The organism is Nocardia sp. MDA0666 (assembly GCF_003023875.1).
GTDB classification, from domain to species: domain Bacteria; phylum Actinomycetota; class Actinomycetes; order Mycobacteriales; family Mycobacteriaceae; genus Nocardia; species Nocardia aobensis.
Map to the genome: position 1 here is coordinate 275,876 of NZ_PYHT01000001.1, position 22,450 is coordinate 298,325.

The following is a 22,450-nucleotide window of genomic DNA, read 5'->3' on the forward strand; positions in this document are numbered from 1 at the left end:
GTACTCGTGAGCCGACGTCCGACATGCGCACTCTCGCGTATGAGGGCGCCGCCCTGGCCGCCCCCACCACACAACGCCGCCGCACCCCCACCGCAACCGCGACGCTGCAACTCCAGCGCCAGATGCAGCACGATCCACGCCCCCGACATGCCCAGCGGGTGCCCGATCGCGATCGCCCCACCCTTGACATTCACCTTGCCCGCATCGATCCCCAGCTTGCGAGTCGACGCGAACCCGACCGCCGCGAACCCCTCGTTGATCTCCACCAGATCCAGATCCGCCGGCGAAATACCCTCCAGGAGCGTTTGACTCAGGTGTGCCAGGGCCTGGTAGCCGAGTCCGATCCCGCAACGGAGCCGCGACCGCTGAAAGCGCACGAGGCGACGGGGCGGAAATGGCGGCGCAGCCGTTGCGGCGGGCGGTGTGGCAGGCCATATGTCGTGATGAGGTGTTCACGGTGGCCGAAGTCGGCTCATGCCGTGCATGCCGTATTCCAGCAAGGCGAAAATCGCATCCAGAGCGGCGCGGAGATCGGGCTCGCCGGCGACGAATTGAGGAATCTCGAGGACGTAGCGTGCGATAGCGCGGGCGGTGATGTCCTCGGGTGGCCTGCCCAACTCGGCGGCGATAGCAGCAGCCAAGGGTGCCTCGCACCGGATCCACAATCGGCGCGAATATTCGCGCAATGCGGGGGTTCTCATGATCAGGTCGGTGCGACGGCGGATCTCCGGGCTCGGATCGATGAGGAACAGCCCCCGCCCCAGCAGAAACTCGCGCAGCGCCGCCAGCAGTGATTGTCCGGCCGGGCGCTGGGTGACCGCGGTCAGCAGGCTCTCGAGACGTTCGTCACCGTTGTCGAACATCATGGCCTCTTTGCCATCGGGAACGTGGCGAAACATCGTCGGCACGGAGATGTCGACCGCATCGGCGATCTCTTTCACGCTGACCTGGTCGTAGCCCTTCTCCAGGAATAGCCGCTCGGCGGCGTCCGCGAGGGCGCGGCGGGTCTGGGCGTTCCTGCGGGCGCGGCGTCCGAGTGGTTCAGGAGGCATGCACCCACGTTACCAGAAAGCGCAAGCGAGTTAAATATGTAAGTCACTTGCATTTGTTAGTCGTTTGTGTTTTCTTGAGTGGGTATCAGCGGGACCTCGGAAGGATGGTCAAATGAGCGTCAAGGAACTCGAACAGACACCGGTCCTCATCGTCGGCGGAAGCCTCGTCGGACTGTCCGCGGCGGTTTTCCTGTCCTGGCAGGGCGTGCCCGTCGTGGTGGTGGACAAGCACTACGGCAGCTCGCCGCACCCCCGGGCGATCGGTTTCACCACCCGTACCATCGAGCACTTTCGTCAGACCGGCGTCGAGGTGCCCACCTCACTGCAGGGCATGAAGCCGCCGCGGCGCGCCCGGGTGGAGAGCCTCAGCGGCACCTGGTTGGAGGAATATCCCTGGAGCCCCGGCGGCAAGGGGTCCTACGGTGCCGACCAGTCACCGGTCCACGCGATCGCGATCACCCAGGACAAACTCGAACCGCTACTGCGTGAGCGAGCCCGCGAGTACGGTGCCGACTTGCGCCTGGGCACCGAACTGCTGGACCTGGTCCAGGACAATGACGGGGTCACCGCGACGCTGCGCCGCCGCGACGACGGCCACCAGTACGCTCTGCGCGCCCGCTATGTGGTGGCCGCCGACGGCGCGGACAGCCCGGTGCGCACCAGCCTGGGGATCGAGCGTCACGGCGTCGGCCCACTGTCGGTGCAGCGCAGCATCTTGTTCCGCGCCCCTCTCGAGGACTACTTGCAGCACGGCGTGGTCCAATTCGAGATCGAGCAGCCCGACTTCACGGCGTTCTTGACCACCTACTCCGATGGCCGGTGGGTGCTGATGCTCTCCGATGACGTCGAACGCACTCCCGCCCAGCAGATCGAACTGGTGCAGCGCGCGATCGGCCGTACCGATATCCCCGTCGAACTCATCACCACCGGCCGGTGGAAGCTGGCCGGCCTGATCGCCGACCGCTTCTCGCAGGGACGAGTCTTCCTCGCCGGTGACGCAGCGCACCAACTGCCACCCAACCGCGGCGGGTATGGCGCCAACACCGGCATCGACGATGTGCACAACCTGGCCTGGAAACTGGCCGCGGTGCTCTCGGGCGAGTCGGACCCGCGGCTGCTGAATACCTACGACGCCGAGCGCCGCCCGACCGCAGACTTGCGTCACGATCAACTGTTCGCTCGCGCCGACTACAAGGCCTTCTTGAAAGTCGATACCCCTGATACCCCTGTACTTGACGATTCGGCCATCGAGTTGGGGCAGCTGTACCGCTCGACTGCGGTGCTGGGTGCGGACGCGTCCTTGCCGCTCGCCCGACTTCCCGAGCAGTGGGCCGGTCAGCCCGGTACCCGCGCCCCGCATCAGTGGGTGCGCGTCGGCGACGACAAGCGCTCCACGCTCGATCTGATCGAACGCGACTGGGTCCTGCTCTCAGCCGATGAGCGTTGGGCCGCCGCAGCCGCCCAGGCGACCACGCAGCTGGGCATCGGAGTCGATTTCCATCAGGCCGGAACCGACGTCGTGTTCGATGACCGCGAGGCGTTCGAGCACGCCTACAGCATCGAATCCACCGGCGCCACATTGATCCGGCCCGACGGCTACATCGCCTGGCGGACCCGCGTCGCGCCACACGATCCCGCCCGGGAACTGACCCAGGTCTTGGCCTCCCTCGCCGCGGCCACCCGCGTCGACTCCACCGAAAATTGAGGTGACAGCCATGAATGCCACACTGCAACAGCGAATTCAGCGGCTGGAAGATCTCGAAGCGATCCGCGATCTAACCGCGCGCTACGCCGACGCCATCAACAAGGGCTGGAACGGCAAGACCGTCGATCTCGACGCCGTCGCCCAAGTATTCACCACCGACGCGAGTTGGGAGAGCCATGAAGGCGAGGTGACCGTCGGTATGTGGACGGTCGACATCGTCTCCGCTCCCGCAGGCATTGAACAATGCCGTTTCTCTTCGATCAGCTGCCGCGACGATTGTCCACTCGGACAGGAGCAGTCAATTTCGCTCGCGCAAATTCGTGAATGCGTTGTCGGTCAATGGTTTACGAGGTTCCATGGGCAGGGTCGGGGCGTGTGGAGACAACGCGGCGATGGAGTCGTTCTTCGCGCTGCTGCAGAAAAACGTGCTCGACCGGAAACGGTCGACGACCCGCGACGAACTCCGTCTGGCGATCGTGGTCTGGATTGAAAAGACCTACCACCGCACCTGTCGGCAACGCCGACTCGGCCGACTCACACCGATCGAGTTCGAGACAAAAAAAACCGGCCCGCACTCGCGGCCTGAAAGACCAAACCCGCGAGACAACCAAACTCGGGCAGTCCCAGAAGCCAAGCAATCCGACTCCGTAGAACCGGTGGAACACCACCACCGAATTACGCGGAATAGGCCTCAGCCTACCGGGAGTTTCACCACCGGATCGGGGCCCAGGTCGGTGACATAAATGTTGCCCGCCGTGTCGACTGCCACACCCTGGGGATTCTTCAGGCCGGTGAACGGCAGCGGGGTCGGCGTCGACGCGCCCGCCGCCAACCTCACCACCCATTGATTACCCCAGTCGACGACGTACAAGTCTCCCGCCTTGTCGACCGCCACGCCCTGAGGATCCTTCAGCCCGGTGAACGGCAACGTGGTCGGGGTCGACGCACCCGCCGCCAACCTCACGACCCGCTCGGTACTCAATTCGGTGACATATACGTTGTGCGCAGCGTCGATCGCGACCCCTTGGGGATCTTGGAGCCCCGTGAACGGCAGCGTCGTCGGCGCCGACGCGCCCGCCGCCAACCTCACCACCCGATCGTTGCCCCGGTCGCTGACGTACACATCTCCCGCCGTATCGACCGCGACACCCTGGGGATCCTTGAGCCCAGTGAACGGCAGCGGGGTCGGGGTCGACGCACCCGCCCCCAACTTCACCACCCGATTGTTACTCGTGTCGGTGACGTAAACGTTGCCTGCCGTGTCGGCCGCCACACCCTGGGGATTATTCAGCCCGGCGAACGGCAGCGGGGTCGGGGTCGACGCACCCGCCGCCAACTTCACCACCCGATCGTTACCCATGTCGGTGACATATACGTTGCCAGCCGCGTCGACAGCCACATCAGTGGGCAAGCTGACGCCGGTGAACGGCAGCGGAGTCTGTGCCGAGTAGGCCGAGGTGATAGGCGGGGGCGAGCTGCCACCACCGCCCGATTGCCGTTGAACACCGATGACGACAGCTACGGCGGCCACCACCGTCACCGCGACCGCGGCGGCGAGCAGCCCGGTGGTCTTGGGCGACAATCTGATTCGCCGCCCACGGCGCGCAGCCCCAGTGGTGCTGACCGCGGAATCGCCCAGCGCGGCGTCGGCCGCCGCCGCCAGCTCGCGTACGGTCTGGTAACGCTCCTCGGGGTTTTTGGCCATGCCCTTGGAGATGACAGTATCGAACGCAGTCGGTACATCGGGTGTGGTGGTGCTGGGACGCGGCGGCGGGGTGTGCAGGTGATGGGCGATCACACCCTGCACCCCCGCTGCGCTCGCAAACGGTGCTCGACCGGTCAGGCACTCATACAGCACGCACGTCAACGCGTACACGTCCACTCGAGCATCGGCCTTGACCATCGCGCTGATCTCCTCCGGCGCCATGTAGGCGACGGTGCCGATGGTCTCACCGATCGAGGTCAGCGTACGGTCGTCGGCGGCGTGGGCGATCCCGAAGTCGATCAGGGAGGCGAACTCATCGGCCCCCAGCAGGATGTTGGTGGGTTTGACATCGCGGTGGACCAGCCCGACATCGTGGGCCGCCTGTAGCGCGCCGGCCACCTGTGTGATGATCGACACCGCCCGCCGCGGCGACAAGGCCCCTTCTCGCGTGATCACCTTGCGCAGGTCGGTGCCCTCGATCAAGCGCATATTCAGATAGAGCCTACCGTCGATATCACCGAAGTCGTGGATGGGGATGACATGCGGCTCGGTCAACTGCGCCACCGCCCGGCACTCCCGGCGGAACCTCTCGCGCAGCTGCTCGTCATCGGCAAAGCGCTCAGGCAACACCTTGAGCGCTACCACCCGGTTGGTCAGCGAATCATGCGCCCGCCACACCTGGCCCATGCCACCCTGCCCCAGCAGCGTCAACAGCCGATATCGCCCGAACGCCTCCGCTGAGATCGTGTCCCCGTCCCCAACTGACGTGTCATCCATTGTGTCGTCCCGTGACCATCCGACTGGCGAAAGGTGTACATGCCTGCATCCCATCCCCGCCCTAGCTGGTACCCCACCCCAGTTGATTCAGCCAGGCCAGACAGTCGAGAGTCGGCGCTATCCAACCACAAACCTGTCGCGGCTCAAGCGTACCTCTTTGCTCTTGATGCAACCGCCCGGAACCGGGACACCGTCGAACCCGTCGTCCGCAACTTCCGATTCGTCGACGAACCACCGCACCAGAACAGGCATTGTCGGCGCGCACCATCTTCTACACCCCGAAAGTGCACAACACCCCACGCACCGTCGACCAAGAGGTCCGGTCCCTGGCCCGCAGTCTGAGCCGGGCGCTGGAAACCACCCTGCACCCCGACCGCGTGCTGTCATCGCTCAACAACGACGGCCTCTACACCGAACTGGTCATCATCGACGAAGCCGACCGGCTCAAAACCCCCAGCCTCGACGCACTTCGAGACCACCACGACCGCACCGGCGCCTGCATGATCCTCATCGGCATGCCCGGCATCGAACGCCGCCTCGCCCGCTACCCCCCGCTCTACAGGCGCGTCGGATTCCTCCACCACTCCCAACCCATGTCCAGCGACGAACAAAACCCACGTCCTGGGCCACCGCTGGCCCGAACTCGGCCTCACCGACCCCGACGACTACACCACCAGCGAAGCCGCGCCGCGATCATCCGCATCACCAGCGGCAACTTCCGCCTCACCACCAGACTCATGGCACAAATCCACCGAATCCTGGACATCAACCAACTCCACACCCTCACCAGCGAAGTCGTCGACACCGCACGCGAATCCTCGTCAGCGGCACCCTCTAACCGGCCGACCAAGCCCGCGGCCCACCTCAGGTGTCGGAGGATCCCCTTATCGTTGGGCACATGACCGACATCGCCCCACTGGCCGCCTCCACGCGGGCAGTATTCGGCGACCCCGGCGTCCACGCCGTCGTCCGAGCCGGACGCACCGTCCACGCAGTCAGCCTCGGCCACTGGATCGGCGACGAACAAGCCCCAGAACTGCTGTGCCACACCGGCGTCGCCGGATGGTCACCCACCGCACTCGAACCGACACGCGCAGAAATCACCTGCGCCCGCTGCCTACGCAAACTCGGCAGCCCCAACCCCGCACCGCAGCAACTAGTGCGCAGCCCTGGCAAATGAGTGGCAGACCAGGGCGATTCCCGATCGACGAGGTATCAGCGGCAGCAGTTGGGATCCAGGACCACACAAAGAGCCGCCAGCGCATCACGCCTGGCGCGGTGCACGACACTCATGCCGACGCGTTCAGCGTCGACGAGCCCGGCTTTGCGGAGTTGGCCGAGGTGATGGCTCACGGTCGATTCCGAAAGACCCACCGCTACAGCAAGATCGCCGCCGTTCTCCCCAGAGTCCGGGTTGGCCAGCAGCAGTGACATGAGTTTCACGCGGACAGGGTCGGCGAGCGCTTTCAGGCGCAGGGCGACCTCGAGGGCGGCGGTGTCGTCGACCGGGCCGGCCGCGACCGGTGCGCAGCAGACCGGGGCGGACATGTCGATCACGGGCAACGCTTTGGGCATGGCGTCCACACTACCTGCGGGATTGACATATGTCGAAAAGGTGGCAGACTCGGCGGCATCCACTTTTTCGACATATGTCTCACAATGGAGGTTCTCATGTCCCGGGTGCAACTGGCCTTGAATGTCGACGATCTCGAGCAGGCGATCACCTTCTACTCGACCCTGTTCAATACCGAACCGGCCAAGCGCAAGCCGGGCTACGCCAACTTCGCGATCGAGGAGCCGCCGTTGAAGCTGGTGCTGCTGGAGAACACCGGTCAGGGCGGCACTATCAATCATCTCGGTGTGGAGGTCGAGACCTCCGAGCAGGTCCACGGTGAGATCGCGCGCCTGTCGCAGGCGGGGTTGTTCACCGAGGAGCAGATCGCGACCACGTGTTGTTTCGCCACCCAGGACAAGGTGTGGGTCACGGGTCCCAACGCCGAGAAGTGGGAGGTCTACACCGTGCTCGCCGATACCGAGAACTTCGGTACCGCACCGGAATTCGCCACCGGTGACAGCGAGGCGGTACGGGCATGCTGCGGCAGCGAGGCTGAGGGCGAAACCGCTCGCGACGAGTCGGGCGCCTGCTGCACCAGCGAGGCGAAAGAGAAGGCGATCGCCTCAGGCGCCGGCTGCTGCAGCTGACACCGGCGGGCGCGGCCGCCCGCGCGGTGACACTGCCGGTGCGGGGTGGGGGACGTTTGTCTCTGCCGCGGTGCGGGGGGGCCGACGGGACATACACACTACCGCGTGTACCTGGGACCGCGAACCGAGACCTACGGCCCGCTGGTCCCGAAGTCCATCACGGTCGGCGGGTGCAATTCCGGCGGAGGCTCGAGCAGATCCGCGGACACTGGCTCCAGCGGATCCTCAGACATGGGTGCCAGCGGATCCTCCGGGGCCTGACGCGAGCGCCGGGGCGTGCATGCAAGAGCCTTTGCCACTGTACTGATCAGGAGGGTCGGCTTTCGGCGACGAACCAGCAGACCCGCATGCGGTGCTTCGAAACCCGCCAGCACCCGACGACGGCCCCGACAACGGGCACAGGCCGCCCGCAGGCATCGGCTGCATCGACGGCGTGCACTGCATTCTGCGAGTGCGTGTTTCGCGTCAGAGTTCGCCCGGCTCGCCATTGATCATGAGGCAGCCTTTTCCGCATCGGACAAACCCACGCGGCGACAACAGTATCGACCGCTACAGCGACAACTGCCCAGCAACAACAGGATTGAGAGCGAGCGACGCTACGTCAGTTTCCGCGGATACGCACCCCGCGCGTTTTCGATCTGCACTGCCCTGAGGGTCGATCAATGGCCGCACCGATCGGCCTCCAGGACAACAAATTCACCGGAGCACCGTGATCGGTGGGACTGTCGGTGCTCCGGTGGATCTGATCTCGGTCCGATGAGTCGAGCCTGATGGCTCGGCGGGAAGGACCGACGAATGTCGGAGACACTCGAGGCCGTGGCGAACAAGGACGCGGCGGAGACGAAGAAGCTGGCCGAGCAGTTGCTGGCCCAAGCCAAGGAACAGGGCATCGATCTGGTCGGACCCGGTGGGCTGCTCGACGAGCTGACCAAAGACCGTGCTTGAAACCGCGTTGGAAGCGGAGAGGACCGAGCACGTCGGATATGAGAAACACGATCCCGCCGTTCGTGGAACGGGCGACTCCCACAACGGAACCCGATCTAAAACCGTGGTCACCGAGATCGGGCCGGTCGAGATCGATGTGCCCCGGGACACGAACGACAGTTTCGAGCCGAAAATCGTGAAGAAGCGGCAGCGACGTCTGTCCGGGGTGGACGAGATCGTGTTGTCGCTGTCGGCGAAAGGGTTGACCACGGGGAAGATTTCGGCGCATTTCGCCGAGATCTATGGGGCGTCGGTGTCCAAGGACACGGTCTCGGCGGCGATCACGGACAATGTGGTCGCGGAGATGACCGATTGGTGCAACCGGCCCCTCGACCGGGTGTATCCGGTCCTGTTCATCGACTGCATCCATGTGAAGATCAGGGAAGGCAAGGTCGCGAACCGTCCGATCTACGTGGTTCTGGGTGTCACCGTGGCCGGTGAGCGCGACATCCTGGGGTTGTGGGCCGGCGACGGCGGCGAGGGCGCCAAATACTGGCTGCAGGTGTTGACCGAGATCAAGAACCGTGGAGTGGCCGATGTGTGCATCGCGGTTTGCGACGGGCTCAAAGGCCTGCCCGAAGCGATCAACACCGTCTGGCCGGCAACCGTGGTGCAGACGTGCGTGATTCACTTGCTGCGCAACACCTTCCGCTACGCAGCTCGCCAGAACTGGGACCGGATGAGCAAAGACCTCAAACCGGTTTACACCGCACCCACCGAGGCCGCGGCCAAGGAACGATTCGGTGAGTTCGCCGGGAAGTGGGGCCAGCAGTATCCCGCAATCGTGCGGTTGTGGGAGAACGCGTGGACCGAGTTCACACCTTTCCTCGACTACGACGTCGAAATACGCCGTGTCATCTGCTCCACCAACGCGATCGAGTCGTTGAACGCCCGCTACCGCCGCGCCGTACGCGCCCGCCGACACTTCCCCACCGAGCAGGCCGCGTTGAAATGCCTGTATCTGGTGACTCGTTCACTCGACCCGACCGGCGTTGGCAAGGCACGACGGGCGATGCGATGGAAGCCCGCGCTCAACGCGTTCGCCATCGCGTTCGAAGGCCGGATCACCCCGACCGGAAACTAACCCCTACCGGGGTCAGATCCACCGGTAATCCGACACTCCCCGGCTAGGTGGCCGAGTTTCAAAGAGCGCCAGTGGCCGGGTTTTCGAGGAGCGCCGACACCGGACACAAAGTGACCGGACCAGCGGCATAGCTGGTCCCAATCTCGGCACGGACGGCCCGGGTTCGTGCCATTCCGAGCAGATCCCTGCCTACCGGGATGGTGTGGCCTAGCATGGCGTCACGGCTTCTCCCTGCCAAATCGGCGCATCCCCAAGGCGATGGACCCATGTCGAGGAGAAAGTGGACCCATTTCATGTGCACTCGTGTGATCTGGCCGGATGCCGGCGGAGCAGTCATCGTCGGTCGCAACATGGACTTCCACCAGGAGCTGCATACCAACATTTGGAAGCTTCCACGCGGTATCGAGCGCGACGATCGAGTCAGAGGCAAGCTCCGCTGGATGGCCAAGTACGGCAGTGTCGTCTCCGGTGTCTACGACATCCTCTCGGCGGACGGCATCAATGAGAAGGGCATGGCTGGACATGTGCTGTGGCTGGCCGAGTCGGAGTACGGCGAACCCGATGATTCACGTCCTCAATTGGCGATGTCGGTGTGGCTGCAGTACTACCTGGACAACTTCCCCACCGTCGCTGCGGCCGTGGACTGGACCCGGCAGAACGACCCGCAGGTGGTCCCGATGACCGATCCGACCGGCGGTAGTCACCCGGCGATCCACCTCGCGCTGGACGATGCGTCCGGCGACTCCGTGATCCTCGAGTACATCGGCGGCGAACTGAATATTTTCCACAGCCGGGACTACCTCGTGATGACGAATTCGCCGACCTATGACAAGCAGCTCGAACTGGTGAAGAATTTCGAGGGGCTCGGCGGCGACGCCCCCTTGCCGGGCACGTGCGATGCTCGCGATCGGTTCGCCCGCGCGTTGTACTACGTGAAACATCAGGTCCAGCCGAAGACCCAGCTGCAGGCCATCGCGGCGATGTACAGCATCATCCACAACGCCGCCCAGCCATTCCGCCTCGCCGAGCCGGGCAAGCCGGACGCCTCGCAGACGCTGTGGCAAACGGTTTGTGACCTGACAAACCTCCGCTACGTCTTCGAGTCGACCACCGCACCCAATATCGTGTGGGTGGATCTGGCCGACCTCGACTTCAGCGAGGGCTCCGGGGTCGCAAAAGTCGACCTGCTGAGCAGGCTCTGCCTCGAAGGCGGGCTGGCCGGCAATGTCGGCAAGGAGTTCAAGAAGCACCACACATTCCATATCGTCTCGATCGAGCAGGCCAAGCTCATCGGCGAAGCCGTTGAAGAGGCGAAGAGCGTCGCCGGCGAGACGAAGCCGCTACAGGAACTCGTCACCGAGATGCGCGACGCACTGCTGGTGAAGGCGGGGTACATCACCGGCGAGTAGCGCACCGGCCTCGCTCTACGGCAAGCGCGGCCGGTGCCTGACTGGGAGATCGAGCAGATGGCAGACACGTCAACCCACGAACACGCTGACCGCCATTGCCGTCCCCCGGTCAAGCCGATAGTCCTGCCGCCACTCACGCCACGCCCACCGGGCGCCAGTTCGACCCGACCGACGAGGCAGGCAGTGTTCACCGCGATGGGTGGTGAGCAACGGCCGAGCGTGGCGGATGCTGTTTGCTCGTTCGGGGTGACGGCGCAGCTGCACGAGCACGTCACGACCTGCCGGGCATCAGCGACGAAACACCCGATTCACAGCTGGTAATCAGCGTCAATAACCAACTGCCCTTTAGGAAATCGCAGTTCAGACCCGGTCCCATGTTCACAGTGCCCCGCCGGAGGCACACCGAAGATGGAACGGGACCGGCGCGTCGCGATTGACGCATTGGTCCAGTTCGCCTAGCGGGGCGGCTGCCGCTCGTTGACCGGGCGGAAATCGGGGAAGGAGATACTCAGGCGACGTCGGTGTTGACCATAGTCAGAGACGTCGGCCCGGCGCTGATCGTGAGGGCAGTGAGCGCTTCAGCGAGCACCAATTCGACCTCGGTCGCGAAGTCGGTCACCGTTTTGTCGATCTTGGTCGCCTCGCGGCGGATGACGTCGGCCGATTTCTCTGCGGCAGCGAGCTTTCGAGTTTGAAAAACGCGCTTTGCACCTCATCCGATCCGCCGCCGCACGTTGACCACGTGCGCGCCAACACAATCGCGACTAATGTTTAGATGCGCATATCCATATCACAACATTGCGCGCCAGCCAAAGCGGTCAAAACGGCGAATAGACCCTACCGGGCGGCTCAACTGTCAGCGCGAAACGTCTCGAAAATGGCACTGCACGTGGGCAAACGACGTCTGTATCAGGACGTCCACAGGACGTCACAGGTCCACGAACAGCAACAAACAGCAACCGGCAACAGTCAACAACAACCACGAACCCGCAGGTCGCGCCGCTTCGCCGGACAAAACCAACCGGTCATTAGTAGCATCGGAGGATGCGGTCGATCTGGAAAGGTTCCATCGCGTTCGGGCTGGTGAATGTCCCGGTGAAGGTTTATACCGCCACCGAGGATCATGACATCAGGTTCCATCAGGTCCACGCCAAGGACGGCGGGCGGATCAAATACGACCGTGTCTGCACGGTGTGCGGGCAGTCGGTGGCCTTCGCCGATATCGACAAGGCGTATGAGTCGCCCGAGGGCGACAAGGTGATTCTCACCGACGAGGATTTCGCGAAATTGCCGGTGGCCGAGAAACACGAGATTCCGGTGTTGCAGTTCGTGCCCTCCGAGCAGATCGACCCCATCCTGTTCGACCGCAGCTATTACCTCGAGCCCGATTCCACGACACCCAAGGCGTATGTGTTGCTGGCGAAGACGCTCGATCAGGTGGATCGGGTGGCGCTGGTGCATTTCACGCTGCGGCAGAAGACGCGGCTGGCGGCGCTGCGGGTGCGGGACGGGGTGCTGGTGTTGCAGACGCTGTTGTGGCCGGACGAGGTGCGCGCGGCCGAATTCGAATCGCTCGACGATGCCGCCGCACCGCGATCGCAGGAAGTCGCGATGGCGCAGACTCTGGTCGACAGCATGTCGGAGGATTTCGATCCCGATCAGTACACCGACGAATATCAGATCGAGCTGAAAAAGCTGCTCGACGAGGCCATCGAATCCGGATCCGACCGCGTCACCCGCCACGAAGAGGCGGAACCGGCGCAGATGGATGCCGAGGTGGTCGATCTGGTGGCCGCATTGCAGCGCAGCCTCGAAGCCACCGGCCGCGGTGGGGAATCCGGCAAGTCGAGCCGGGGCCCCGCCTCGAAATCCGCCTCGAAATCCGCCGCCAAGGCGACCGCGAAGGCGACCACCAAGCGGGCCGCGTCGAAATCCACCGGTACCAAATCGGCGAGCAAGTCGACTGCGAAGAAGGCGGCACCCAAGGCCACCAAGCAGACCCGCAAGGGAGCCTAGGCGGCGACTCCGGCGTCGTCACCGAATCAGGCAATCGTGAGATATCCGACTGTTCGGCGCGCCCATTGCGCGCGGGTCGGCCATACTTTGGCGGGGCCTGGCGGTTACCGTACGGTGCAATCACAGTTCGACCCGGTCGGGGCCCGGATCGTCCCCGTACCACCAGCTTCCGGAGGAACCACATATGACCAACCCGTCGGACCCGAACGGCCCGTACGGCCAGCCGGGGCAACCGGGCTACGGGTATCCGCCCGCCGGCCAGCAGCCGGGCTACGGCGCACCCACGCCGGGTTACGGCGCGCCGCCGCCCGGATATGCCGCTCCCCCACCGGGTTACGGCACGCCGGCTCCGGGATACGGTGCGGCACAACCGAATTACGGTGCGCCGGGGGCGGGCTACCCGCCGGCCGGGCCGGGGTACGGCTATCAGCAACCGGGATTCGGCCCGCCCGCACCCTACGCGCACTGGTTCGCGCGCGTCGGCGGCTACCTCATCGATGCGCTGATCGTCGGCGTCCCGCTGGCCATCTTGTACGGACTCGCGTTCGGGCTCGGCAGCAAGGACGTGGACTGCTCGTTCGACGACGACACCTACGGCTCCTCGTATTCCTACTCCACCAGTACGTGCACGAGCGGCGGCCTGACCGCCGTCGGCGTCATCCTGGTGCTCCTGGCGATAGTGGTGGGGCTGGGGCTCGGACTGTGGCTCATCTACCAGGAAGGCACCACCGGTCAGACGCCCGGTAAGAAGGTCGTCGGCATCCGCGTGATCAAGGAAGCCGACGGTCAGGTGCTCGGCTTCGGTATGGCCTTCGTGCGCAAGCTCTGCCACGTTCTCGACAACGCTCTGTGCGGCCTGGGTTATCTGTGGCCGCTGTGGGACGAGAAGAACCAGACCTTCGCCGACAAGATCGTCGGCACCATCGTGGTGCAGGCTCAGCAGTAACGTCGCTGCTCAGCGCTGTCGCGGCCCCGCGGTTCCCTGATCGGACGCGGGGCCGTTTCGTGTGGTGAGCGCCAGTGTCCGACGGTTTCACACGCCCTTGGGCGCGTGGGCGGACATGAATCCGAACAGATAACCCGCCACTCGCCGCATCTGAATCTCCTCCGCTCCCTCGGTGATTCGATAGCGGCGGTGGTGGCGGTAGATGTGTTCGAACGGCTGGTGGCGCGAATAGCCGAGGCCGCCGTACACCTGCATGGCGCGATCGGCCGCCTCGCAACACAATCGGTTGGCCCAGTAGTTGCACATCGACACCTGCTCGGAGGCGGCGAAGGTGCCGCGGCGATCCATGGTCCACGCGGTTTTGTGAATCAGCGTGCGTAGCATCTCGCACTGCGTGTGCAGTTCGACCAGCGGGAATTGGATCGCCTGATTGTCGGCGAGTGCCTTACCGAAGGGTTTGCGCTCCTTGGCATAGGCCACGGCCCGGTCGATGCAGTATTGCGCCGCTCCGAGACTCGACGCCGCCTGGCGAATCCGGTTCTCGTTGAAGAAATGCTGGACGACCGCCAGCCCGCGGCCCTCGGGTCCGAAGACGGCGTCGGCGCCGACGCGCACGTCGCGCAGGGTGACACGCCCGTGATCGGTGGGCATGTTGAAGGTCCACAAATATTCCTCGACCGTGAATCCGCGGGTATCGGGCGGCACCAGGAATGCGGTGATGCCGGTGCCGTCCCCCGCTTCGCCGGCGGTGCGCGCGAAGATCAGATCGGCGTCGGCGGTGTGAATGCCGGTATTCCAGGTCTTTTCGCCGTTGATCACCCAGCCGTCGCCGTCACGCACCGCGCGGGTGTCCATATGGGTGGCGTCGGAACCGTGTTCCGGTTCGGTGATGCCGAAGGCGAAGAATTTCGTGCCCGCCGCCAGGCCCTCCACCCAATCCGCTTGCTGTTGCGGCGAACCGTATTCCAGCATCAGCAGCAGGCCCACATTGTTGGCGACCACGGCGTGTTCGTTCTGCAGATCGCAGTGCAGGCCGAGACCCCGGCGGGCGAGATGTTCGCGAATGACGGCCATATCGAGATTGGTGCCGCCGCGGCCGCCGAATTCGGGCGGAAACGCGTAGCGGTAGTGCCCGGCGGCATCGGCGCGGCGGCGGGTCTCGGCGAGCAGATCCTCCCAGTCGGCACTGGGCAGTCCGCCGCGATCCCAGGCGGTGCGTGCGTCTTCGCGGCGGTGATCGAAGAAGCGGATGTTGTCGTTCTCGCGTTCGAGCGGCACGATCTCGCGGTCGATGAAGGCATCCAGTTCGGCCAGATAGTCGCTGAGCTCCGGGGGTATGTCGAAATCCACTGCTGCTCCTACCGTTTCGGCCGGTCCGGCGATTCGGGCCTCACGATATCGCGCAGCATGCCTTCTCGGAGCGGGACGGACCCGGACATCGGCGACCGAGGGCGAAACAGCGGGAGAGACGACGGCGGCCGACCTGCCATGCAGGTCGGCCGCCGTCGGTTCGAAACGATCAGTGCGCGTTCGCGGTGCAACTGGTCAGGGCGATGGTCGCCGGGCGCGGGCTCGCACTCCCCAGGTCGGGGAACGGCGGCGCGCTCGGCCCCAGGAAATCCCTCGCCTGCTTCTCGGCCTCGACCTGGGTCGGACCCCAGCCCACCGCGATCCGGCCGTCCGCTCCCTGGGCGACAGCACCGCAGCCGTTGCTGAAATCCAAGATGACGCGGCAATCACCGCGACCGCAGTGCGCTCGGGCCGCGGCATCTGCACTGGGCGCGTCGGCGAAGTTGGTGGCCGCGGCCACCACTCCGCTGCTGTCGGAGTAGGCGATCGCACCGTGCAGGTCACCGTCGGCCTGAGCCGACCCGGCGGCGCCGGCCACCGCGAAACCCGCACCGGCCGCCGCCGCGACGGCCGCCGAGCGGATACGCCGGGAAAACTTTTGGGACATCCGTGAATCCACCCCGTTCAAGTCTGCGTACTGGACGCAGGCGATCCTGCTCCACAGCGGCCCCGGATGTCCACTTCCCCCCTACCCGGTGGCGAGAATCAGACCGTGAAGCCCAGGGCGCGCAGCTGCTCGCGGCCATCGTCGGTGATCTTGTCCGGACCCCACGGCGGCATCCAGACCCAGTTGATCTTCAGATCCTCCACCAAACCGCTACGCACCAGTGCGTTTCGCGACTGGTCCTCGATCACGTCGGTGAGCGGGCAGGCCGCGGAGGTGAGGGTCATGTCGAGGACGGCCACCTCCTCCTCGAGCCGCATCCCGTAGACCAGCCCCAGGTCGACGACGTTGATGCCGAGTTCAGGGTCGACGACGTCACGCATCGCCTCCTCCATGTCCTCGAGCAACGCGACCTGCTCCTGGGAGAGTTCGGCCTCGGTGTTCGGCTGTTCGGTCGCCGGCGTCTCAGTCATGAGCTTCCCCATTTCCGGCGGACCCGTTGCCCATGGTCCGCTTGGTCTCTTCGGCCGAGGTGATCCGCACCACGGCATCCTTGAACGCCATCCAGCCCAGCAGGGCACATTTCACCCGGGCCGGATATTTCGACACACCGGCCAGCGCGATGCCGTCGCCGATCACGTCCTCGTCGCCCTCGACCGTGCCGCGGCTGGAGATCATCTCGCTGTAGGAGTCGACCACCTTCAGCGCCTGCTGCACGGGCTGGCCGATGACCTGATCGGTGAGGATCGAGGTGGCGGCCTGGCTGATCGAGCAGCCCTGCCCGTCGTAGGACACATCGGCGACATCGCCGTTGTCGTCGATGTGCACCCGCAGGGTCACTTCGTCACCGCACGTCGGGTTGACGTGATGCACCTCGGCACCGAACGGTTCCCGCAGCCCGCGGTGGTGCGGATGCTTGTAGTGGTCCAGGATCACTTCCTGGTACATCTGTTCCATACGCATTGCGAAATCTCACGCCCCGTTCACTGGTCGCTCGCGCTCACCGGATTCAACGGTCGGCCACCCCGAAGAATTTCTGGGCCTTACGGACCGCGGCCACCAGCGCCTCCACCTCGTCCAGCGTGTTGTAGACGGCGAAGGAGGCCCGGGCGGTGGCGGGTACACCGAGCCGGCGCATCAGCGGCCAGGCGCAATGGTGCCCGACACGGATGGCGACACCCTCGTCGTCCAGGATCTGGCCCACGTCGTGCGGGTGGATCCCGTCGACCACGAACGACACCGCGCCACCGCGGTCCACGTTCTCGGTCGGCCCCACGATGTGCACGCCGTCGATCGCGCCGAGTCCCTCCAGGGCGGCGCCGACCAGCGTATGTTCGTGCGCGGCAACGGCTTCCATCCCGATCTCTTCGAGATACCGCACGGCCGCGCCCAATCCGACCACCTGGGAGGTCATCGGCACACCGGCCTCGAACCGCTGCGGCGGCGGCGCGTAGGTGGTCGCCTCCATGGTGACCGTCTCGATCATCGAGCCGCCGGTGATGAACGGCGGGGTCTCCTCGAGCAGGGCGTAGCGACCGTAGAGCACGCCGACACCGGAGGGACCGAGCATCTTGTGCCCGGAGAACGCGGCGAAGTCGACGCCGAGCTCACGGAAGTTCACCGGCATGTGCGGAACCGACTGGCAGGCGTCGAGCACCACCAGTGCGCCGACCGCCTTGGCGCGGCGCACCATCTCGTGCACGTCGGCGACCGCACCGGTCACATTCGACTGATGGGTGAACGCGACGACCTTGGTCGCGGGCGTCAGTTCCAGCGAATCCAGGTCGATGCGCCCGTCGTCGGTGATGCCGTACCACTTCAGGGTGGCGCCGGTGCGGCGCGCGAGTTCCTGCCACGGAACGAGATTCGCGTGATGCTCCAGTTCGGTGATCACGATCTCGTCGCCCGGTCCCACGTGGTACGGGAAACGGTCGTCGGAGAACGAATACGTCACCAGGTTCAGCGATTCGGTCGCGTTCTTGGTGAACACGATCTCGTTCGCCTCCACACCCACGAAGCGCGCGATATCGGCCCGTGCGCCCTCGTAGGCGTCGGTCGCCTCCTCCGCGAGCTGATGCGCGCCGCGGTGCACGGCGGCATTGGTGTGGGTGAGGAATTCGCGTTCGGCGTCGAGGACGGCCAGCGGTCGCTGCGAGGTGGCCCCGGAATCCAGGTACACCAACGGTTTTCCGTCACGCACCGTCCGGTTCAGGATCGGGAAATCGGCCCGGATCCTGGCAACGTCGAGTGTGCGTGTCACAGCGGTCATATCAGGCTCCCGCGGTCGCGGTCTGTGTGAAGCGGACGTAGCCGTTGGCGTCGAGTTCGTCGGCCAGCTCGGAGCCGCCCTCGGCCACGATGCGGCCACCCACGAACACGTGCACGAACTGCGGCTGGATGTAGCGCAGGATCCGGGTGTAGTGGGTGATCAGCAGGACGCCGCCGTTCTCCCGCTCCTTGTAGCGGTTGACGCCCTCGGAGACGATGCGCAGCGCGTCGACGTCCAGACCGGAGTCGGTCTCGTCGAGGATGGCGATCTTCGGCTTGAGCAGGCCCAGCTGCAGGATTTCGTGGCGCTTCTTCTCACCGCCGGAGAAGCCCTCGTTGACGCTGCGGTCGGCGAAGGCGGCGTCGATCTCGAGCTCGCCCATCGACTCCTTGACTTCCTTGACCCAGTGGCGCAGCTTGGGGGCCTCGCCGCGCACGGCGGTCGCGGCGGTGCGCAGGAAGTTCGACATGGACACGCCAGGCACCTCGACCGGGTACTGCATGGCCAGGAACAGGCCGGCGCGGGCGCGCTCATCGACGGACATGGCCAGCACGTCCTCGCCGTCGAGGGTGATCGAACCCTGGGTCACGGTGTACTTGGGGTGACCGGCGATGGCGTAGGACAGCGTGGACTTGCCGGAGCCGTTGGGGCCCATGATGGCGTGGGTCTCGCCCGACTTCACGGTGAGGTTCACGCCCTTGAGGATCTTGATGGGCTCGCCGTTCTCGTCCGGATTGGCGACTTCGGCGTGCAGGTCCTTGATTTCGAGGGTGGTCATTGCATTCCTTCTGGGCTGGTGGAGGTTTCGGGCTGCCGGGACGCGCCGGTGCTAGGCACCGATGGCGGCGAGTTCGGCCTCGATGGCCGACTCCAGCCGCTCCCGGATCTCGACGACCGCGATCTTCTGGATGATCTCGTGGAAGAAACCACGCACCACCAGGCGGCGGGCGGCCTCCTCCGGAATACCGCGAGCTCGCAGGTAGAACAGCTGCTCATCGTCGAATCGGCCCGTGGCCGAGGCGTGGCCGGCGCCGAGGATCTCGCCGGTCTCGATCTCGAGGTTCGGCACCGAATCGGCACGAGCGCCGTCGGTGAGGACCAGATTGCGGTTGGCCTCGTAGGTGTCGGTGCCCTCGGCCTCCGCGCGGATCAGCACGTCGCCGACCCAGACGGTGTGCGCATCGGGCTTGGCCGAGCTCGGATCGCCCTGCAGCGCACCCTTGTACAGCACGTTGGACTTGCAGTGCGGCTGCGCGTGGTCGACCAGCAGGCGCTGTTCGAAATGCTGCCCGTCGTCGGCGAAGTACAGGCCCAGTAGTTCGGCGTCGCCGCCGGGACCGTCGTAGCGCACGGTCGCAGTCAACCGCACCAGATCGCCGCCGAGGGTCACATCGGTGTGCCGCAGGACGGCATCGCGACCCAGCTTGGCGTGATGGGCGGTGACGTGCACGGCGTCGTCGGCCCAGTCCTGGACCGCGACCACGGTCAGCTTGGCGCTGTCGCCCAGGACGAATTCCACGTTCTCCGCGTAGGTTCCGCTGCCGCGCTGGTCGATGACCACCGTCGCGACCGCGAAGTTGGCGAGCCGGATCTGCAGATGACCGAACGCCGTCTTGTCCGCGCCGGGGCCGGTGATCCGGACGACCACCGGACGGGCGACCTCCGTCTCGGCGCCGACCGACACCACGGTCGCCTGCTCGAAACCCGAATAGGCTTGGGCGGCAACACGATCGGTGGGCACCCCGCCCTCGCCGAGCCGGGCGTCGTCACGGCCGACGGTCTCGACCGTCACACCGTCGATCGCCGAGCCGTCGACGGCAGCGACCTCGATACCCGCCCGGCCGTCACGCACCGCGGTGCCGTCGTGCAGGCCACGCAGCCGGCGCAGCGGGGTGAAGCGCCAGGCCTCGTCGTGCGCCGAGGGCACCTCGAAGGCGGCCACATCGAACGAGGCGAACAGCTCACCCTTGTTGACGGCCGGAATGCGGGCCTCGCCCGCGACAGCCACGTTCTCGACCGGCATCAGCCGACCGCTCCTTCCATCTGCAGCTCGATGAGCCGGTTCAGTTCCAGCGCGTATTCCATCGGCAGTTCCTTGGCGATGGGCTCGACGAAGCCGCGCACCACCATCGCCATCGCCTCGTCCTCGGTCATGCCGCGGCTCATCAGGTAGAACAGCTGATCCTCCGACACCTTGGAGACGGTGGCCTCGTGGCCCATCGTCACGTCGTCCTCGCGGATGTCGACGTAGGGGTAGGTGTCGGAGCGGCTGATCGTATCCACCAGCAGCGCATCGCATTTCACGGTCGACTTGGAGCCGTGCGCACCCTTGTTGATCTGGACCAGGCCGCGGTAGGACGCCCGGCCGCCGCCGCGCGCCACCGACTTCGACACGATGGTCGAGGAGGTGTGCGGCGCCAGATGCAGCATCTTCGAGCCGGTGTCCTGGTGCTGGCCCTCGCCCGCGAACGCCACCGACAGCACCTCACCCTTGGCGTACTCGCCGGTCATCCAGACCGCCGGGTACTTCATGGTGACCTTGGAGCCGATATTGCCGTCGATCCACTCCATGGTCGCGCCAGCCTCGGCCTTGGCCCGCTTGGTGACCAGGTTGTAGACGTTGTTCGACCAGTTCTGGATGGTGGTGTAGCGGCAGCGGCCGCCCTTCTTCACGATGATCTCCACGACCGCCGAGTGCAGCGAGTCGGACTTGTAGATCGGCGCGGTACAACCCTCGACGTAGTGCACGTAGGCGCCCTCGTCGACGATGATGAGCGTCCGCTCGAACTGGCCCATGTTCTCGGTGTTGATCCGGAAGTAGGCCTGCAGCGGGATGTCGACGTGCACGCCCGGCGGCACGTAGATGAAGGAGCCACCCGACCACACCGCGGTGTTCAGCGCGGAGAACTTGTTGTCGCCCGCCGGAATCACCGAGCCGAAGTACCGCTGGAAGATCTCCGGGTGCTCACGCAGGCCGGTGTCGGTGTCGAGGAAGATGACGCCCTGGGCCTCGAGGTCCTCGCGGATCTGGTGATAGACGACCTCCGACTCGTACTGGGCGGCCACACCCGCCACCAGGCGCTGCTTCTCCGCCTCCGGGATGCCCAGTTTGTCGTAGGTGTTCTTGATGTCCTCGGGCAGATCTTCCCAGCTCTCGGCCTGCTTCTCGGTCGAGCGCACGAAGTACTTGATGTTGTCGAAGTCGATGCCATCGAGGTTGGATCCCCAGCTCGGCATCGGCTTGCGGTCGAAGATGCGCAGTGCCTTGAGGCGGGCGGCCAGCATCCACTCGGGCTCGTTCTTCTTCGCCGAGATGTCGCGCACGACGTCCTCGGACAGGCCGCGCTTGGCGCTGGCGCCGGCGATATCCGAATCCGCCCAGCCGTAGCCGTAGGTACCCAGGGAGGCGATGGTCTCCTCTTGGGTCAGGGCCTGGTTCTGGGGCGCATCGGATTCACGGCTCGCCGCGGTGGTCGACGTCATTCGGCACTCCTTCCGGAGTCGTTTCGAGCTGCCGTTGCGGGCTGTGCAACGGCGCGGGTGGCGGGCTGAGCATTGCTCGTCGGGGGAACGGACAGGGGTACGTGGGTGGTGCAGGCGCAGTCACCGTTGGCGATGGTCGCGAGCCGCTGCACGTGGGTTCCGAGCAGCTCACGAAATGCCTCGAGTTCGGCGGCGCACAGCTCCGGGAACTCCTCGGCCACATGCGAGACCGGGCAGTGATGCTGGCATATCTGGACACCGGAGCCGACTTTGCGGGTGGTGGCGGCGAATCCGGCGTCGCTGAACGCCTCGGCGATCTCCTCCGCCTTCTCCGACGTGGCGGCCGGGGTGTGCTGAGCCAGGCGATCGATACCGGCGACGATCACACCGACGCGGCGGCGAGCGAAATCCATGATCGCGTTCTCGCCGCCGATCTCGCGCAGCTGCCGCATCGCGGCTCCCGCCAGATCGTCGTAGGCGTGACCGAGCCGGCCGCGACCGGCGGCGGTCAGCTGGAACTGCTTGGCGGGACGACCGCGGCCCTGCTGTTGCCACGGCGCCGAGCGCATGGCCCGAGCCTCGCCGCATTCGATCAGCGCGTCGAGATGACGACGCACACCGGCCGGGCTCAGTCCCAGCCGCTGCCCGATGGCCGTCGCGGTGATCGGCCCCTCCTCCAGCAGCAGCTGGACGACGGCCGCGCGAGTATGCCCCTCACCGGCGGCCGCGGGCGCGGCGGAAGGCCGGGCGCCCTGCTGACGCTCGGTATTCACCTCGTTCTCCCGCAAACCCACGGTTTTCACAACATCAGTGTGACGGAATTATTTCCCGCATTCTAGTAAGGGTGCCCTGAATCTCTCCCGG

At 65.5% G+C, this 22,450-nt stretch carries 19 protein-coding genes and 3 pseudogenes; 9 read left to right on the forward strand and 13 right to left on the reverse strand.

The features are described 5' to 3' along the window. Nucleotides 1-38: 38 nt before the first annotated feature. Together C8258_RS33045 and C8258_RS01335 are read right to left on the reverse strand one after the other, a co-directional pair. A pseudogene (locus tag C8258_RS33045) lies at nucleotides 39-299 on the reverse strand (acetyl-CoA C-acyltransferase); the annotation flags it as partial. A 153-nt stretch (nucleotides 300-452) separates the two neighbouring features. Beyond that, complete coding sequence (locus C8258_RS01335) at nucleotides 453-1,052, reverse strand: TetR/AcrR family transcriptional regulator (RefSeq protein ID WP_106953498.1); 600 nt, start codon at nucleotides 1,050-1,052, stop codon at nucleotides 453-455. Between the two features lie 112 nt (nucleotides 1,053-1,164). Between C8258_RS01335 and C8258_RS01340 the strand changes: the two genes are divergently transcribed. Both C8258_RS01340 and C8258_RS32445 read left to right on the forward strand, forming a co-directional pair. Further along, the gene (locus C8258_RS01340) at nucleotides 1,165-2,757 is read left to right on the forward strand and encodes an FAD-dependent monooxygenase (RefSeq protein WP_106953499.1); all 1,593 of its coding nucleotides are present in this window, start codon (nucleotides 1,165-1,167) and stop codon (nucleotides 2,755-2,757) included. Between the two features lie 233 nt (nucleotides 2,758-2,990). Beyond that, nucleotides 2,991-3,314: pseudogene (locus C8258_RS32445) on the forward strand (IS3 family transposase); the annotation flags it as partial. Between the two features lie 134 nt (nucleotides 3,315-3,448). On the opposite strand, the gene C8258_RS01350 reads toward C8258_RS32445, so the two are convergent. Continuing rightward, nucleotides 3,449-5,239, reverse strand: coding sequence for a serine/threonine-protein kinase PknD (locus C8258_RS01350; protein ID WP_106953501.1), 1,791 nt, complete (start codon nucleotides 5,237-5,239; stop codon nucleotides 3,449-3,451). A 251-nt stretch (nucleotides 5,240-5,490) separates the two neighbouring features. Between C8258_RS01350 and C8258_RS01355 the strand changes: the two genes are divergently transcribed. After that, nucleotides 5,491-6,141, forward strand: coding sequence for an AAA family ATPase (locus C8258_RS01355; protein ID WP_158271191.1), 651 nt, complete (start codon nucleotides 5,491-5,493; stop codon nucleotides 6,139-6,141). Continuing rightward, nucleotides 6,138-6,419, forward strand: coding sequence for a hypothetical protein (locus C8258_RS01360; RefSeq protein WP_106953503.1), 282 nt, complete (start codon nucleotides 6,138-6,140; stop codon nucleotides 6,417-6,419). The genes C8258_RS01355 and C8258_RS01360 overlap by 4 nt, the downstream gene beginning before the upstream one ends. A 35-nt stretch (nucleotides 6,420-6,454) precedes the next feature. On the opposite strand, the gene C8258_RS01365 is transcribed toward C8258_RS01360, so the two are convergent. Further along, nucleotides 6,455-6,814, reverse strand: coding sequence for an Rv2640c family ArsR-like transcriptional regulator (locus C8258_RS01365; RefSeq protein ID WP_106953993.1), 360 nt, complete (start codon nucleotides 6,812-6,814; stop codon nucleotides 6,455-6,457). Between the two features lie 96 nt (nucleotides 6,815-6,910). Between C8258_RS01365 and C8258_RS01370 the strand changes: the two genes are divergently transcribed. From C8258_RS01370 to C8258_RS01390, 5 genes and pseudogenes are all read left to right on the forward strand, one after another. After that, on the forward strand, nucleotides 6,911-7,441 hold the full coding sequence (locus tag C8258_RS01370) for an ArsI/CadI family heavy metal resistance metalloenzyme (RefSeq protein ID WP_106953994.1): 531 nt from the start codon (nucleotides 6,911-6,913) through the stop codon (nucleotides 7,439-7,441). Nucleotides 7,442-8,236: 795 nt separating this feature from the next. Continuing rightward, nucleotides 8,237-9,509: pseudogene (locus tag C8258_RS01375) on the forward strand (IS256 family transposase). A gap of 293 nt (nucleotides 9,510-9,802) precedes the next feature. Then, nucleotides 9,803-10,918, forward strand: coding sequence for a linear amide C-N hydrolase (locus tag C8258_RS01380; RefSeq protein WP_106953504.1), 1,116 nt, complete (start codon nucleotides 9,803-9,805; stop codon nucleotides 10,916-10,918). A 1,044-nt stretch (nucleotides 10,919-11,962) separates the two neighbouring features. Continuing rightward, on the forward strand, nucleotides 11,963-12,934 hold the full coding sequence (locus C8258_RS01385) for a Ku protein (RefSeq protein WP_106953505.1): 972 nt from the start codon (nucleotides 11,963-11,965) through the stop codon (nucleotides 12,932-12,934). 184 nt (nucleotides 12,935-13,118) lie between these two features. Next, entirely contained in the window at nucleotides 13,119-13,880 is a 762-nt protein-coding gene (locus C8258_RS01390; protein ID WP_106953506.1) for an RDD family protein, read from the forward strand. Nucleotides 13,881-13,967: 87 nt separating this feature from the next. Here C8258_RS01390 and C8258_RS01395 read toward each other — a convergent pair whose 3' ends face one another. The 9 genes from C8258_RS01395 to C8258_RS01435 all read right to left on the reverse strand — a co-directional run bounded on the left by C8258_RS01395 (nucleotide 13,968) and on the right by C8258_RS01435 (nucleotide 22,380). Beyond that, complete coding sequence (locus tag C8258_RS01395; RefSeq protein ID WP_106953507.1) at nucleotides 13,968-15,230, reverse strand: acyl-CoA dehydrogenase family protein; 1,263 nt, start codon at nucleotides 15,228-15,230, stop codon at nucleotides 13,968-13,970. 169 nt (nucleotides 15,231-15,399) lie between these two features. Then, a complete protein-coding gene (locus C8258_RS01400; RefSeq protein WP_146161131.1) occupies nucleotides 15,400-15,837 on the reverse strand; it encodes a DUF4189 domain-containing protein in 438 nt (145 codons plus the stop codon). A 98-nt stretch (nucleotides 15,838-15,935) separates the two neighbouring features. Beyond that, the gene (locus C8258_RS01405; RefSeq protein ID WP_036502473.1) at nucleotides 15,936-16,307 is read right to left on the reverse strand and encodes a metal-sulfur cluster assembly factor; all 372 of its coding nucleotides are present in this window, start codon (nucleotides 16,305-16,307) and stop codon (nucleotides 15,936-15,938) included. After that, a complete protein-coding gene (gene sufU / locus C8258_RS01410; protein ID WP_036502476.1) occupies nucleotides 16,300-16,797 on the reverse strand; it encodes a Fe-S cluster assembly sulfur transfer protein SufU in 498 nt (165 codons plus the stop codon). The genes C8258_RS01405 and sufU overlap by 8 nt, the downstream gene beginning before the upstream one ends. 46 nt (nucleotides 16,798-16,843) lie before the next feature. Next, nucleotides 16,844-18,103 (reverse strand): cysteine desulfurase, encoded by a 1,260-nt coding sequence (locus C8258_RS01415; RefSeq protein WP_106953509.1) that lies wholly within the window; start codon nucleotides 18,101-18,103, stop codon nucleotides 16,844-16,846. A gap of 1 nt (nucleotide 18,104) precedes the next feature. Next, nucleotides 18,105-18,881: a Fe-S cluster assembly ATPase SufC gene (gene sufC / locus C8258_RS01420; protein ID WP_036502483.1), complete on the reverse strand. Its 777-nt coding sequence runs from the start codon at nucleotides 18,879-18,881 to the stop codon at nucleotides 18,105-18,107. A gap of 51 nt (nucleotides 18,882-18,932) precedes the next feature. Next, entirely contained in the window at nucleotides 18,933-20,126 is a 1,194-nt protein-coding gene (sufD, locus tag C8258_RS01425; RefSeq protein WP_106953510.1) for a Fe-S cluster assembly protein SufD, read from the reverse strand. Next, nucleotides 20,126-21,586 (reverse strand): Fe-S cluster assembly protein SufB, encoded by a 1,461-nt coding sequence (gene sufB, locus C8258_RS01430; RefSeq protein ID WP_036502488.1) that lies wholly within the window; start codon nucleotides 21,584-21,586, stop codon nucleotides 20,126-20,128. Before sufB ends, sufD begins: the two co-directional genes overlap by 1 nt. Further along, nucleotides 21,583-22,380, reverse strand: coding sequence for a metalloregulator ArsR/SmtB family transcription factor (locus C8258_RS01435; protein WP_199195570.1), 798 nt, complete (start codon nucleotides 22,378-22,380; stop codon nucleotides 21,583-21,585). The genes sufB and C8258_RS01435 overlap by 4 nt, the downstream gene beginning before the upstream one ends. Between the last annotated feature and the right edge of the window lie 70 nt (nucleotides 22,381-22,450).

Excerpts from the sequence above, each read along its gene's own strand:
- C8258_RS01335 (WP_106953498.1), bottom strand. The coding sequence starts at position 1,052 with ATGCCTCCTGAACCACTCGGACGCCGCGCCCGCAGGAACGCCCAGACC.
- C8258_RS01340 (WP_106953499.1), top strand. The coding sequence starts at position 1,165 with ATGAGCGTCAAGGAACTCGAACAGACACCGGTCCTCATCGTCGGCGGA.
- C8258_RS01350 (WP_106953501.1), bottom strand. The coding sequence starts at position 5,239 with ATGGATGACACGTCAGTTGGGGACGGGGACACGATCTCAGCGGAGGCG.
- C8258_RS01360 (WP_106953503.1), top strand. The coding sequence starts at position 6,138 with ATGACCGACATCGCCCCACTGGCCGCCTCCACGCGGGCAGTATTCGGC.
- C8258_RS01365 (WP_106953993.1), bottom strand. The coding sequence starts at position 6,814 with ATGCCCAAAGCGTTGCCCGTGATCGACATGTCCGCCCCGGTCTGCTGC.
- C8258_RS01370 (WP_106953994.1), top strand. The coding sequence starts at position 6,911 with ATGTCCCGGGTGCAACTGGCCTTGAATGTCGACGATCTCGAGCAGGCG.
- C8258_RS01380 (WP_106953504.1), top strand. The coding sequence starts at position 9,803 with ATGTGCACTCGTGTGATCTGGCCGGATGCCGGCGGAGCAGTCATCGTC.
- C8258_RS01385 (WP_106953505.1), top strand. The coding sequence starts at position 11,963 with ATGCGGTCGATCTGGAAAGGTTCCATCGCGTTCGGGCTGGTGAATGTC.
- C8258_RS01390 (WP_106953506.1), top strand. The coding sequence starts at position 13,119 with ATGACCAACCCGTCGGACCCGAACGGCCCGTACGGCCAGCCGGGGCAA.
- C8258_RS01400 (WP_146161131.1), bottom strand. The coding sequence starts at position 15,837 with ATGTCCCAAAAGTTTTCCCGGCGTATCCGCTCGGCGGCCGTCGCGGCG.
- C8258_RS01405 (WP_036502473.1), bottom strand. The coding sequence starts at position 16,307 with ATGACTGAGACGCCGGCGACCGAACAGCCGAACACCGAGGCCGAACTC.
- sufU (WP_036502476.1), bottom strand. The coding sequence starts at position 16,797 with ATGCGTATGGAACAGATGTACCAGGAAGTGATCCTGGACCACTACAAG.
- C8258_RS01415 (WP_106953509.1), bottom strand. The coding sequence starts at position 18,103 with ATGACCGCTGTGACACGCACACTCGACGTTGCCAGGATCCGGGCCGAT.
- sufC (WP_036502483.1), bottom strand. The coding sequence starts at position 18,881 with ATGACCACCCTCGAAATCAAGGACCTGCACGCCGAAGTCGCCAATCCG.
- sufD (WP_106953510.1), bottom strand. The coding sequence starts at position 20,126 with ATGCCGGTCGAGAACGTGGCTGTCGCGGGCGAGGCCCGCATTCCGGCC.
- sufB (WP_036502488.1), bottom strand. The coding sequence starts at position 21,586 with ATGACGTCGACCACCGCGGCGAGCCGTGAATCCGATGCGCCCCAGAAC.